12 protein-coding genes are annotated in these 12282 nt (G+C 71.6%); 5 read left to right on the forward strand and 7 right to left on the reverse strand.

Annotation, left to right across the window (positions count from 1 at the left end; all coding sequences use genetic code 11):
* The first annotated feature begins 141 nt into the window (after positions 1-141).
* The 4 genes from hutH (at position 142) to EUA06_RS16470 (ending at position 5062) form a co-directional block, all read left to right on the forward strand.
* A complete protein-coding gene (gene hutH, locus EUA06_RS16455; protein WP_207208386.1) occupies positions 142-1680 on the forward strand; it encodes a histidine ammonia-lyase in 1539 nt (512 codons plus the stop codon).
* Entirely contained in the window at positions 1677-3377 is a 1701-nt protein-coding gene (gene hutU, locus EUA06_RS16460; RefSeq protein WP_207208387.1) for a urocanate hydratase, read from the forward strand. The genes hutH and hutU overlap by 4 nt, the downstream gene beginning before the upstream one ends.
* Before the next feature lie 4 nt (positions 3378-3381).
* Positions 3382-3963 carry a DinB family protein gene (locus tag EUA06_RS16465; RefSeq protein WP_129477749.1) on the forward strand — a complete coding sequence of 194 codons (582 nt, stop codon included), beginning with the start codon at positions 3382-3384 and terminating at the stop codon, positions 3961-3963.
* 67 nt (positions 3964-4030) lie between these two features.
* Positions 4031-5062 (forward strand): M48 family metallopeptidase, encoded by a 1032-nt coding sequence (locus EUA06_RS16470; RefSeq protein ID WP_129477751.1) that lies wholly within the window; start codon positions 4031-4033, stop codon positions 5060-5062.
* Between the two features lie 56 nt (positions 5063-5118).
* On the opposite strand, the gene EUA06_RS16475 is transcribed toward EUA06_RS16470, so the two are convergent.
* From EUA06_RS16475 to EUA06_RS16490, 5 genes are all read right to left on the reverse strand, one after another.
* On the reverse strand, positions 5119-5922 hold the full coding sequence (locus EUA06_RS16475; RefSeq protein WP_129477753.1) for an SGNH/GDSL hydrolase family protein: 804 nt from the start codon (positions 5920-5922) through the stop codon (positions 5119-5121).
* A gap of 115 nt (positions 5923-6037) precedes the next feature.
* A complete protein-coding gene (locus tag EUA06_RS22520) occupies positions 6038-6181 on the reverse strand; it encodes a hypothetical protein (RefSeq protein ID WP_165354420.1) in 144 nt (47 codons plus the stop codon).
* A gap of 106 nt (positions 6182-6287) precedes the next feature.
* The gene (locus tag EUA06_RS16480) at positions 6288-7157 is read right to left on the reverse strand and encodes an HpcH/HpaI aldolase/citrate lyase family protein (RefSeq protein ID WP_129477755.1); all 870 of its coding nucleotides are present in this window, start codon (positions 7155-7157) and stop codon (positions 6288-6290) included.
* The gene (locus tag EUA06_RS16485; protein ID WP_129477757.1) at positions 7150-8235 is read right to left on the reverse strand and encodes an HpcH/HpaI aldolase/citrate lyase family protein; all 1086 of its coding nucleotides are present in this window, start codon (positions 8233-8235) and stop codon (positions 7150-7152) included. Before EUA06_RS16485 ends, EUA06_RS16480 begins: the two co-directional genes overlap by 8 nt.
* Positions 8236-8291: 56 nt before the next feature.
* Positions 8292-8861 carry a DnaJ family domain-containing protein gene (locus tag EUA06_RS16490; protein ID WP_242498198.1) on the reverse strand — a complete coding sequence of 190 codons (570 nt, stop codon included), beginning with the start codon at positions 8859-8861 and terminating at the stop codon, positions 8292-8294.
* Positions 8862-9002: 141 nt separating this feature from the next.
* Between EUA06_RS16490 and EUA06_RS16495 the strand changes: the two genes are divergently transcribed.
* Positions 9003-9254, forward strand: a complete 252-nt coding sequence (locus EUA06_RS16495) for a PspC domain-containing protein (RefSeq protein WP_129477759.1) — start codon at positions 9003-9005, stop codon at positions 9252-9254.
* 107 nt (positions 9255-9361) lie between these two features.
* On the opposite strand, the gene EUA06_RS16500 is transcribed toward EUA06_RS16495, so the two are convergent.
* Together EUA06_RS16500 and EUA06_RS16505 are read right to left on the reverse strand one after the other, a co-directional pair.
* Positions 9362-10825 (reverse strand): MFS transporter, encoded by a 1464-nt coding sequence (locus tag EUA06_RS16500; RefSeq protein ID WP_129477761.1) that lies wholly within the window; start codon positions 10823-10825, stop codon positions 9362-9364.
* On the reverse strand, positions 10822-12168 hold the full coding sequence (locus tag EUA06_RS16505; RefSeq protein ID WP_129477763.1) for a M20/M25/M40 family metallo-hydrolase: 1347 nt from the start codon (positions 12166-12168) through the stop codon (positions 10822-10824). Before EUA06_RS16505 ends, EUA06_RS16500 begins: the two co-directional genes overlap by 4 nt.
* Positions 12169-12282: the final 114 nt, after the last annotated feature.

Below are 12282 nucleotides of genomic sequence, written 5' to 3' on the forward strand. Positions count from 1 at the left end.
GCTCGACAGGGAAGGCCAGTCTGGCAGTCCCCGGCATCGTGTCCAGTGCTTCCGCACCCTCGCGGGTGAGTCTCGTATGTCAGACCCTTCTCGCTCAGCCGTGCTGGCGGCGTCCCGGTCGCCGGGAGTTTGATGAACGACATGCAATCCATCCAGGTCGGGGTCGGCCCCGTCTCCTTCGACGAGCTCGTCCAGGTCGCGCGTGCAGGCGCGCCCGTCGACCTGACCGACGACGCACTCGCCGCGATCGACCGGGCCCGCGAGGTCATCGAGACCCTCGCCGCGGCCGAGACGCCGACCTACGGCGTGAGCACCGGGTTCGGTGCCCTCGCCACCCGCCACATCCCCACCGAGATGCGCGCGCAGCTCCAGCGCTCGTTGGTCCGCTCGCACGCCGCCGGCTCGGGTCCCGAGGTCGAGCGCGAGGTCGTCCGCGGCCTGATGCTGCTGCGGCTCTCGACGCTCGCGACGGGGCACACCGGCGTACGACGTGAGACGGCGCAGCTGCTCGCCGGCCTGCTGTCGCACCAGATCACGCCGGTCGTGCGGGAGTACGGCTCGCTCGGCTGCTCGGGCGACCTCGCACCCCTGTCGCACTGCGCGCTCGCGCTGATGGGCGAGGGGGAGGTCCGTGACGCCGACGGCACGCTGATGCCTGCCGCCGAGGCGCTCGTTGCGGCCGGCCTCGAGCCGGTCGAGCTCGCGGCCAAGGAGGGCCTGGCCCTCATCAACGGAACCGACGGCATGCTCGGGATGTTGGTCATGGCGATCACCGACCTGCGGATGCTGCTGCGCACCGCCGACATCGCCGCCGCGATGAGCGTCGAGGGGCAGCTCGGCACCGACCGCGTCTTCGCCCCCGAGCTGCAGGCGATCCGCCCGCACCCGGGTCAGGCCCTGTCCGCGGCCAACCTGACCGCGCTGATGGCCGGCTCGGCGATCGTGGCGTCGCACAGAACTGGAGACTGCAACCGCGTGCAGGACGCGTACTCCCTGCGCTGCTCGCCGCAGGTGCACGGCGCGGCCCGCGACACCGTCGAGCACGCCGCGACGGTCGCCGGTCGCGAGCTCGCCAGCGCGATCGACAACCCCGTCGTGATCGGCGACAACGTGGAGTCCAACGGCAACTTCCACGGCGCCCCGATCGGCTACGTCCTCGACTTCCTCGCGATCGTCGTCGCCGACGTGGCCTCGATCAGCGAGCGCCGCACCGACCGGTTCCTCGACCGGGCCCGCAGCCACGGCCTGCCGCCGTTCCTCGCCTCCGACCCGGGCGTCGACAGCGGCCACATGATCGCGCAGTACACCCAGGCCGCGATCGTCTCCGAGCTCAAGCGCCTCGCCGTCCCGGCCTCGGTCGACTCGATCCCCTCCAGCGCGATGCAGGAGGACCACGTGTCGATGGGCTGGAACGCCGCCCGCAAGCTCCGCACCGCCGTCGACGGCCTGTCGCGCGTCGTCGCCGTCGAGGTGCTGACCGCCGCCCGAGCGCTCGACCTGCGCGCGCCGTTGACGCCCTCGCCCGCGACGGCCGCGGTCGTCGCACTGCTCCGCCGGTCCGGCATCGAGGGCCCCGGCCCCGACCGCCACCTCTCGCCCGAGATCGAGGCCGCCGTCGGTCTCGTCCAGTCCGGCGCGGTCCTCGCCGCCGCCGAGTCCGTGATCGGAGAACTGAAGTGACCACCTCGCCCTCCTCGACCAACGACAGGTTGCCCATCCGCGCCGCGCACGGCACCGAGCTGACCGCGAAGTCGTGGCAGACCGAGGCGCCGCTGCGGATGCTGATGAACAACCTCGACCCCGACAACGCCGAGCGCCCCGAGGACCTCGTCGTCTACGGCGGCACCGGCAAGGCGGCGCGGGACTGGCCGTCGTACGACGCCCTCGTGCGGACCCTTCGCGACCTGGAGGCCGACGAGACCCTGCTCGTGCAGTCGGGCAAGCCGGTCGGCGTGATGCGCACCCACGAGTGGGCACCGCGCGTGCTGATCGCGAACTCCAACCTCGTCGGCGACTGGGCCAACTGGGAGGAGTTCCGCCGCCTCGAGGACCTCGGCCTGACGATGTACGGCCAGATGACGGCCGGCTCGTGGATCTACATCGGCACGCAGGGGATCCTGCAGGGCACGTTCGAGACCTTCGCCGCGATCGCCGACAAGAGGTTCGGCGGGACGCTGGCCGGCACGATCACCGTGACCGCCGGCCTCGGTGGGATGGGCGGCGCGCAGCCGCTCGCTGTCACGATGAACGACGGCGTCGCGATCTGCATCGAGTGCGACCAGCACCGCATCGAGCGCCGCCTCGAGACCCGCTACCTCGACGTGCAGGCGCGCGACCTCGACCACGCGATCGAGCTGGCCGTCGAGGCGCGCGACGAGCGTCGCGGTCTGTCGATCGGCGTGCTCGGGAACGCCGCCGACCTGCTGCCCGAGCTGCTCGAGCGCCACCTCGACGGGTCCGCGCGCATCGACGTCGTCACCGACCAGACCTCCGCGCACGACCCGCTCTTCTACCTCCCTGCCGGCACGTCGTACGACGACTGGGAGCGCGAGCGCACCGAGGACCCGCGCGGGTTCACCAAGCGCAGCCAGGAGTCCATGGCGCGTCACGTGCGCGCGATGGTCGAGTTCCAGGACGCCGGCGCCGAGGTCTTCGACTACGGCAACTCGATCCGCGACGAGGCCCGCAAGGGCGGCTACGACCGGGCCTTCGAGTTCCCCGGCTTCGTGCCGGCGTACATCCGGCCGCTCTTCTGCGAGGGCAAGGGCCCCTTCCGCTGGGCGGCGCTCTCCGGCGACCCCGAGGACATCTACGCCACCGACCGCGCGATCAAGGAGCTGTTCCCGGCGGACGAGAAGCCGGAGTACGCGCGCCTGCACGCCTGGCTCGACATGGCGGCCGAGCGCGTGCAGTTCCAGGGACTGCCGGCCCGGATCTGCTGGCTCGGCTTCGGCGACCGGGCGAAGGCGGGCGCGAAGTTCAACGAGATGGTGGCCAGCGGGGAGCTCAAGGCGCCCGTCGTGATCGGCCGCGACCACCTCGACTGCGGCTCGGTCGCCTCGCCCTACCGCGAGACCGAGGCGATGCTCGACGGGTCGGACGCCATCGGCGACTGGGCGATCCTCAACGCGCTCGTCAACACCGCCTCCGGCGCGACGTGGGTGTCCTTCCACCACGGCGGAGGTGTCGGCATCGGCCGCTCGCTCCACGCCGGGCAGGTCACGGTCGCCGACGGCACCGACCTCGCCGCGGAGAAGATCCAGCGGGTGCTGACCAACGACCCCGGCATGGGCGTCATCCGCCACGTCGACGCGGGCTACGACCGCGCCGTCGAGGTCGCCGAGGAGCGCGGGGTCACCATCCCGATGCGAGGGTGACCCCATGGACGACTCCGCGGCGAAGACCAACCTCCACAACTACCTGAACCACGAGCGGGCCGCGGTGCTCGCGAAGCTCGACGGGTTGTCGGAGTACGACGTGCGCCGCCCGATGACCACCACGGGCACCAACCTGCTCGGTCTGGTGAAGCACCTCGCGACGTGGGAGGCGCGCTACCTCGGGGAGGTCTTCGGTCGCCCGTTCCCCGAGCCGCTCACGCGCTGGGACCTCGAGGAGGAGCGGCTCGCCGACATGTGGGCGACCGCGGACGAGTCGCGCGCGGACGTCGTCGACCGCTACCGCCGCGTCTGGGCGCACAGCGACGCGACGATCGAGGCGTTGTCGCTCGACGACACGGGTCGCGTCGAGTGGTGGGGCGCCGAGAAGGTGCCGCTGTTCAACGTCCTGGTCCACGTGCTCGCCGAGACCAGCCGGCACGCCGGCCACGCCGACATCCTTCGCGAGGAGCTCGACGGTGCCGTGGGCACCGATGCGGAGGCGATGGCGGCCGACGGCCACGACGCAGGCTTCTGGGCCGAGCGTCGTGCGGAGATCGAGGCGGCCGCGCGCGGGGCGGCCGGCTGAGGCCGCGGCCCGACACGGAGACCCGGGAACCGCAGACAATTCCGGCCCGGTAGGACAGGATCCCTCCATGGCATCGGGGGACAAGAAGAAGCCGGCGCGTGCGCGCGTCGTACTGACGGACATCAGCTCGCGGGCGTGGGAGCACCCCGCCGACAAGGGCGCGCTGGTCGCGCTCCGCAAGCTCAAGGGCTTCGACGTCCTGCTCAAGACCATGTCGGGGGTCTTCCGCGAGCGGGCCTGGCGGCTGACGCTGCTCGGCTCCGCGGTGCGCGTCGACGAGCGGCAGTTCGCGCGGCTGCACCGGCTCCTGGCCGAGGTCGGCCAGAGCCTCGACGCGACGGTGCTGCCGGAGATGTACGTCCAGGCCGACCCGACGCTGAGCGCCCAGACGGTCGGGATGGACCGGCCGATCATCATGCTGTCGTCCGGCATGGTGCACCACCTCGACGACGACGAGATGCGCTTCGTCATCGGCCACGAGCTCGGCCACGCGATCAGCGGCCACGCGGTCTACCGCACGCTGCTGCTGCGGCTGCTCGGACTCGGCGGGCTGCTCAACGCGGTTCCCGGTGGCGCGCTCGGCATCCGGATGGTGACCGTCGGCCTGCTCGAGTGGTCGCGCAAGGCCGAGCTGTCGGCCGACCGCGCCGGGCTGCTCGCCAGCCAGGACCCGACCGCCGCGCTGCGGACCCACATGAAGATCGCCAGCGGCGGCAACCTCGACGAGCTCGACGTCACGTCGTTCCTCGCCCAGGGGGCGGAGTACGACGAGGGCGGCGACGTGCGCGAGTCCCTCATCAAGCTGTCGCTGCTGCAGCAGCAGAGCCACCCCTTCGCGGTCGTCCGCGCGACCGAGCTGCGCCGGTGGATCGACTCCGGTGCCTACACCGCGATCCTCGGCGGCGCCTACCCGCGCCGCGAGGGCGACGACGACGCCTCGGTGAGCGAGGCGGCCCAGGAGGCAGCGGCGAGCTATGCCGTCGCGTTCGAGCGGACGCAGGACACCCTCGGCCGGCTGGTCCACGACCTCGCCGGCTGGATGGGCACCGCCAGCACCTGGCTCAACGACCGGTTCCGCCGCGGCGACGAGAGCGCCTGATCACGGACGGGTGACGAGGCGGCCGCCCGGGCGACCGCTCCGTCACACGCGTTGCGTCAGCGCAGGGCGGACGGCTTGATCGCGGCGGTCACCGCGGCGGCGTACGCCCGGTAGCCGGGCGCGTTGGGGTGGAACGACCCGGGTGCGGTCGGCCAGATCAGCCACGGCTCCGGGGCATTGACGCCGTGGTCGACGAAGCGGTCGGTCACGTCGACGAAGACATAGCCGTGGGCCTCGGCGGCCGTGCGGATGGTCGCGTTGAGGAGGTCGGCACCGTCGTTGAGCACGACCTGCTCGGCAGGTGACGCGCCCAGCACGGCGCCGTAGTCCGGCGAGAAGAGCCGCGGGTAGCCCGTGACGAAGACCGTCGCACCCGGCGCGGCGGCATCGACCTTGTCGTAGGCCGCGTCGAGCAGGCCGGGGAGGACCGAGGTGATGCGGCCGCGGGTCAGGGCCACCGCACCCGCGCACTGTGCGTCGGTGCCACCGAGACAGGCCACGACCGTCGACGACCAGCCGATGTCGTTGCCGCCGATCGACAGGGTGACGACGTCGGTGTCCGGTCCGAGCGCGGCGATCTGGCCCTGCGGGACGAGGTCGGTCGTTCTCGCGCCGGCGCAGGCGACGAAGTCGTCGAGGGCGAGGCGCATCCGGCCGTCGATGCTCGTCGCCGGTGCGGCGTCGGAGCGGCCGCACGGCGTGGTGAAGGAGGGGGCGACGCCGTAGCCGGAGGCGTACGAGTCACCGAGTCCGTCGAGCTCGAAGGTGCGCGCTGCCGAGGAGGGGCCGGCGAGGCCGGTCGTGACGAGCGCGACGGCCGCGAGGAGCGAGCCGATCCGGGTGAGTCGGGGGATGTCCATGGCGCGAACGCACGTCCCTGCGCGCCGCACTGCTACGGGGCGGACCACGAGAAATGCATCAGGGCCTCGGACACCCGAGGTGTCCGAGGCCCTGGAGGCGTGTCGTCGTCCGCCGTTAGAAGACTCGACGGCTGCTGCCGCCGATGGGGACGAAGTTGAGAATCAGGCCGACGACGATCAGCACCAGTCCGATGTAGGTGAGGACCGGCGGGCCGACGAGGATTCCGATGAGGAGCAGGATCAGTCCGAGGACAACCATGTCTTTTTGCCTCCTTGTGAAGCGCCCACTGTGCGTGGGCGGCGTCAGCACTCTGCCGCGTGGGCGTCGCTTTGGAAAGCCGGGACCATCCTTGCGGGTGACGTCCCTAGTCGGTCCGGCGAGCCTGGATCGCGTCGTGGATCGACAGCGTGCGCCGCGCGGACTCGACGTGCAGGTTCTCGACCATCCGGCCGTTGTAGGTCACCACGCCCGATCCCTGGCCGTCCTCGAACGCCGCGATCAGGCCGCGGGCGTCCTCGACCGCCTGCTCGCTCGGGGCGAAGGCGGTGTTGGCGCCCTCGACCTGACCGGGGTGGATCAGCGTCTTGCCGTCGAAGCCCATCTGGCGGCCCTGCTCGCACTCGGCGAGGAACCCGTCGGCGTCCTTGACGTCGTTGTAGACGCCGTCGATCACCGCGATCCCCGCGGCCCGGCCGGCGAGCAGCACGGTGTGGAGGCTGGGCAGGATCGGCGCGCGACCCGGGACGTGCTCGGCGTAGAGCTCCTTGACCAGGTCGTTGGTGCCGAGGACGAGCGCCTGCAGCCGGGGCGACGCGGCCGCGATCTCGCGGACGTCGAAGATCGCGTCCGGCGTCTCGACCATCGCCCAGAGCGCGGTGTGGTCGGGCGCGCCCGCCTTCTCCATCATGTCGACCAGGCGGACGACCTGCTCGGCGCTGTCGACCTTCGGGACGACGATCGCTGCCGGACCCGCCTGGCTGGCCGCCGTGAGGTCCGCCTCGTGCCACTCGGTGCCGATGCCGTTGACCCGGATCGTGACAGTGCGTCGTCCGTAGTCGCCGCTGGCGGCCGCCGCGGCAGCGGCCTCGCGGGCAGCCGGCTTGGCGTCGGGCGCGACGGCATCCTCCAGGTCGAGGATCAGGGCGTCGCAGGCGATGGTCTTCGCCTTCTCGAGCGCGCGCTCGTTGGAGCTCGGCATGTAGAGGACGGAGCGCAGCGGCGTGAACTCAGACATCGGCGACCTCGATCCGGTCGTACTGCTCCTTGAGCTCGGGGTCGATCGCGGCGAGCTCCTCGGCGAGGGCGACCATCACCTGGCACTGCTTCACCGAGGCGTCGTCCTCCATCTTGCCGTCGATCATCACCGCACCGGTGCCGTCGCCCATCGCGGCGATCACCCGGCGGGCGTGCGCGACGTCCTCGACGCTCGGGGAGAAGACCTTGTGGGCGATCGCGATCTGCGCCGGGTGCAGGCTCCACGCGCCGACGCAGCCGAGGAGGAACGCGTTGCGGAACTGGTCCTCGCAGGCAACGGTGTCCTTGATGTCCCCGAACGGCCCGTAGTAGGGGTAGATCCCGTGCATCGCGCACGCGTCGACCATCCGGGCGATCGTGTAGTGCCACAGGTCCTGCTGGTACGTCGTCCGCTCGGCGTCGTACTGCGGCACGCCGAGGTCGTCGCGCGCCGGGTCCTGGCGCACGAGGTAGCCCGGGTGGCCGCCGCCCACGCGGGTGGTCTTCATCCGGCGGTCCGCGGCCAGGTCGGCGGGGCCGAGCGACAGGCCCTGCATGCGCGGGCTGGCGCCGCAGATCTCCTCGACGTTGGCGACACCGCGGGCCGTCTCCAGGATCGCGTGCACGAGGATCGGCCGGTCGAGGCCGGCCTTCGCCTCGAGCTGGGCGAGCAACCGGTCGACGTAGTGGATGTCCTCGGCGCCCTGCACCTTCGGCACCATGACCACGTCGAGCTTGTCGCCGATCTCGGTCACCAGGGTGACGAGGTCGTCGAGGCCCCACGGGCTGTCGAGGGAGTTGACGCGCGTCCAGAACTGGGTCTTGCCGAAGTCAGTGGCCTTGCCGATCTCGACCAGGCCCTGGCGCGACTTCTCCTTGTTCTCGGCCTTGACCGCGTCCTCGAGATTGCCGAGGAGGACGTCGACGGTGCCGACCATGTCGGGCACCTTGGCCGCCATCTTCTCGTTGCCCGGGTCGAAGAAGTGGATCGCGCGGCTGGGCCTGGCCGGGATGTCGCGCAGCGGCGCGGGGGCCCCGACGGCCAGTGGGGCGAAGAAGTCCTTGGCGGTTCGTGACATGGGCGCAAACTACCGTCGCGAGGGCCTCCGTCGATATGACGGATGTCTCGCCGAGGTCAGCGCCGGCGCCACCACGAGCGCTTGGGCGGCTCGGCTGCCGCCGCTTGTTCGCGGGCGGCCCGCTGCGCCTCGATCCGGGCCGTACGCCGTTCGCGCCAGGCCACGACCTCGTCGTCGACATCGCGCTGCCGGGTGATCACCGGCGGCCCGGACGGTCCGGTCGGCGGCGTGTAGATCGCCTTGCGGACGCTGGCGTTGAAGTCCTCGACCTCGCGACGCACCTCGGACTCGACGTTGATCCGGTCGAGCCGGCCGTCGAGCTCGGCGTCCTCCTTCCGCAGCGCCAGGGCAGGCGGGAGGATCGCGATGTTCTCGCGCTCGACGAGCTTCTTGATCCACCAGTCGGGGTCGTGCTCGCCGCCGAGGTCCTCGATCGGCTTGCCGTAGCCGGCGAGGTCGTCGAAGTCCCCGCGCTCCATCGCGATCCGGATCTGCTGGTCGACCCAGCTGGACTGGTTCGCGATGCGCGCCGCTGCGGCGGACTTGCCGGTGCGCTCGTCGCGCGCAGGCATCCTGCGGGCGGCTTCGTCGCCGGGCTCGTCGAGGTGCGGGGTCAGGTCGGACATCGAGGTCACCTCCGGTGCCCTCCACCCTAGGTCGGCGGGCGGCCGTGATCCAGCGGTGCGGCGGCGTACGCGGGGGTGCTCGGGGTCGGACCGGGGGTGATCCCGATGGTGTGCCGCGTGATCGCGATGCAGGCTGGAGGCATGGAAAAGATCCGCACCTCCCTCGCCCGGCAGGGCCTCGTCCGCTCCACCGACCACGCGATCATCGGCGGCGTCTGCGCCGGCGTGGGACGTCGGCTCGGCCTCACGCCGTGGGTCACCCGGCTGCTCTTCCTGGTGACCCTGGTCGTCATCCCCGGCAGCCAGTTCCTGGTCTACCCGCTGCTCTGGTTCCTGATGCCGTCAGAGGACAGCATGGCGGCCGCGACCAGCACGCCGTACCCCACTCGCTGACGCCCGCCGTGGTTGCTTGTCAGGCCCTCGCTGAACTTGTCAGGCCGTGCACGGGCCGACATGTTCAGTGATCCCCGGTCAGCCGGGGATCACTGGGAGCAGGACGATCAGTCAGTGGACGGGCGCGCTCGGGCGTCGCTGAAGGCGTGCTTCGGTGCGGCCATCAGGGCGAGCGCGGCGAGAAAGGACGCGCCGGCGCACACCGCCCACACCGTCAGGTAGCCGCTGAGCGGGGCGACCTTCTCGGCCGTCGCGTCGAGCGAACCGGTCGCCGTCAGGGCGATCGCGAAGATCGCCGAGGCGATGGCTCCGCCGACGGTCTTCGTGCCGTTGGTCATCCCGGTCGCGATCCCGGTGCGCTCGGGCGGCGCAGCGGCCGCGGCGGCCGCGGGCAACGCCGCGACGAGCGCGCCCGAGCCGAGGCCGGCGATCCCCATGTTGATGAGTGCCTGCCAGGTCTCGTCGTGGAACGGCAGCCAGAGCAGGTAGCCGATCCCGACCAGCGAGCAGGCGACGACGAGGGCACGGCGTACGCCGCCGAGGAGCCGCGTCGTGAGCGGGAGGGTGAAGGCGCCGATCGCCAGCGTGACGACGTAGAGCCCGATGAGCGTGGAGATGAAGGCGGAGTCGGCACCGAGGCCGTAGCCGCGCACGGCGGGGTCGGCCTGGGCGTAGGTGGAGAGCGGGATCTGCCCACCGAGCACGGGGATGCCGAAGAGGAAGGCCGTGACCTGCACGGGCCACTGCGCCGGGCTCGCCAGCAGCCGCACGTCGACGATGGGCTCGGGGTGGCGCTGCTCGAAGCGCCAGAAGAAGGCGAAGACCACGAAGGACACGGCGATCGTCAGCCAGCCCCAGGGCGAACCGGCTCCGTCGAGCCGCAGCCAGACCAGGCCGCCCATGAGGATGCCGAGCGCCAGCGTGATGAGTCCGAGGCCGGCCCAGTCGATGCCGCCGGTGTCGTCGCCGGGCGCCTGCTCGATGCCGACGAGGATGACGAAGAAGACGGCGGTCACGACGACCGCGGGCATGGCCAGCAGGACGTTCATGTCCAGCGAGTCGACGAGCAGCCCGCTCGTCACCGCGCCGATGATGACGGCGAGCTCGAGGAAGCCCACGAGGATCGCGGCCCCGCGGCGGGTCAGCAGCTCCTGGCGGCCGGAGTCGCGCGTGCGGCGGTGGATGATCGCGATCTCGAGCGGCAGCCACACGACGTACGCGCCCTGGATCGCCCAGCCGATCAGGAAGGTGGTGAAGCCGGGCGCGAACGCCAGCCACCACGAGCCGAGCGCCGTGACGGCGGTCGAGATCAGCAGGACGCGCTTGTGCCCGACGAGGTCGCCGAGCCGCGCGAGGAGCGGGATGCAGAGCGCGCTGACGATCAGCTGCGCGGCCTCGAACCAGTTGACGTCGCCCTCGGAGATCGAGAGGTGCTCGGCGATCTGCGGGTAGATGGGCGTGTAGTAGCCCTGCAGGATCCCGCTGGCGAGCTCGACCATGACGAGGAACCCGACGATGGCCGCAAGTCCCTTCACCGCGGTCGGGGCGGTGGGCCTGGCGGTGGTGCTCATGCGGGCAGCCTCTCGATCAGCAGCTGGTACCAACGGGCTCCGTCGACCAGGTCGGCGACGCCGATGTGCTCGTCGTAGGAGTGGATCGCCTGGCGCTGGGCCTTGGTCATCCGGAAGGGCGCGAAGCGGTAGACGTGCTCGCTGATCGCGGTGAAGTGGCGCGAGTCGGTGGCCGCCATCATCACGTAGGGCGTGGGGACCGCCTCGGGGAAGACCTCGCCGATGCAGTCCTCGAGCAGCTCGAAGGCCTCGTCCATCGGCGAGATCGGTGAGGGCTCGCCGGACTCGATGACGTCGATCCGGATCGAGTCGTCCTTGATCGCTGACCGGACGTGCTCGACGACGCCGGCCACGGTGTCGCCCACCATCACCCGGATGTTGAGCCCGGCCTTGGCTGTCGAGGCGATCACGTTGAGGGCAGGCGATCCGCTGAGCGTCGTCGCTGCGACGGTCGTACGCGTCATGGCCGCGGCCTCCGGTCCGGCCGCCAGGAGGGCACGGGTGACGACCGGCGCGATCTGGTCGGCGCGTCCGAGCAGGGGGCGCAGGGGGAGGGGCACGTGCGGTGCGAGGCGGCGCATCAGCTCGAGCGTCGGGGCCGGGGCGGAGGCAGGGAAGGGCGCCTTCTCGATCCGCAGGAGGGCGCGGGCGATCCGGGTGGTCGGGCCGTTCCTCGCGGGCGTGGACGCGTGACCGCCGCGGCCCTCGGCGACGAGCTCGAGGGAGGTGGTGCCCTTCTCGGTGACGCCGATGACGCCGAGCGGCGGCTTCACGCCGGGGAACGCGCCGCTCGCGATCGCGCCGCCCTCGTCGACGACGAGCCACGGTGTGATGCCGCGCTCGCGGAGCACCTCGACCGCCTCGACGGCCGCGGTGCCGCTGACCTCCTCGTCGCACCCGAAGGACAGCCAGACGTCCTGGGCGGGCACGTGCCCGGCCTCGAGCAACGACTCGACGGCCTCGCAGATCCCGGCCACGCAGCCCTTGTCGTCGAGCGTGCCGCGACCCCAGATCGCCGGTCCGGTGGGACTTTCGTGGATCCCGCCGCCGAACGGGTCGTGCTGCCACGGTGCCTCGCCGTCGACGGGTACGACGTCGAGGTGGGCCATCAGCACGACCGGCCGGTCGGCGCTCGCGCCGGGCCAGTTGAAGAGGAGGCCGTGGGTCCCGACGATGGTGAGCGTCAGTCGCTCGTGGAGCAGCGGGAACTGGCGCGCCAGCTCGGCGAGCAGTCGGTCGAACGCCTCGGAGTCGACGCGCGACGGGTCGCGGTCGGAGACGGTCGGGATGCGGACGAGGGCCTGCAAGGCTCTCACCACGCGCGTCTCGACGGGCACGGTCATGGGCTGACCGTAGTGCCCCGCGGGCTCGATGAGGGCGCTCTCACCTCGAACTCATGCCCACGTCATCCGGGCGCCGCAGAGTCTTCCTCGTCAGCCGGGAAGCCCCGGACACCA

Origin of the sequence: Nocardioides glacieisoli, assembly GCF_004137245.1 — a bacterium.
GTDB lineage: Bacteria > Actinomycetota > Actinomycetes > Propionibacteriales > Nocardioidaceae > Nocardioides > Nocardioides glacieisoli.

Excerpts from the sequence above, each read along its gene's own strand:
- EUA06_RS16500 (WP_129477761.1), bottom strand. The coding sequence starts at position 10,825 with ATGAGCACCACCGCCAGGCCCACCGCCCCGACCGCGGTGAAGGGACTT.
- EUA06_RS16505 (WP_129477763.1), bottom strand. The coding sequence starts at position 12,168 with ATGACCGTGCCCGTCGAGACGCGCGTGGTGAGAGCCTTGCAGGCCCTC.
- EUA06_RS16485 (WP_129477757.1), bottom strand. The coding sequence starts at position 8,235 with ATGTCACGAACCGCCAAGGACTTCTTCGCCCCACTGGCCGTCGGGGCC.
- EUA06_RS16470 (WP_129477751.1), top strand. The coding sequence starts at position 4,031 with ATGGCATCGGGGGACAAGAAGAAGCCGGCGCGTGCGCGCGTCGTACTG.
- EUA06_RS16465 (WP_129477749.1), top strand. The coding sequence starts at position 3,382 with ATGGACGACTCCGCGGCGAAGACCAACCTCCACAACTACCTGAACCAC.
- EUA06_RS16495 (WP_129477759.1), top strand. The coding sequence starts at position 9,003 with ATGGAAAAGATCCGCACCTCCCTCGCCCGGCAGGGCCTCGTCCGCTCC.
- EUA06_RS22520 (WP_165354420.1), bottom strand. The coding sequence starts at position 6,181 with ATGGTTGTCCTCGGACTGATCCTGCTCCTCATCGGAATCCTCGTCGGC.
- EUA06_RS16475 (WP_129477753.1), bottom strand. The coding sequence starts at position 5,922 with ATGGACATCCCCCGACTCACCCGGATCGGCTCGCTCCTCGCGGCCGTC.
- EUA06_RS16490 (WP_242498198.1), bottom strand. The coding sequence starts at position 8,861 with ATGTCCGACCTGACCCCGCACCTCGACGAGCCCGGCGACGAAGCCGCC.
- hutH (WP_207208386.1), top strand. The coding sequence starts at position 142 with ATGCAATCCATCCAGGTCGGGGTCGGCCCCGTCTCCTTCGACGAGCTC.
- EUA06_RS16480 (WP_129477755.1), bottom strand. The coding sequence starts at position 7,157 with ATGTCTGAGTTCACGCCGCTGCGCTCCGTCCTCTACATGCCGAGCTCC.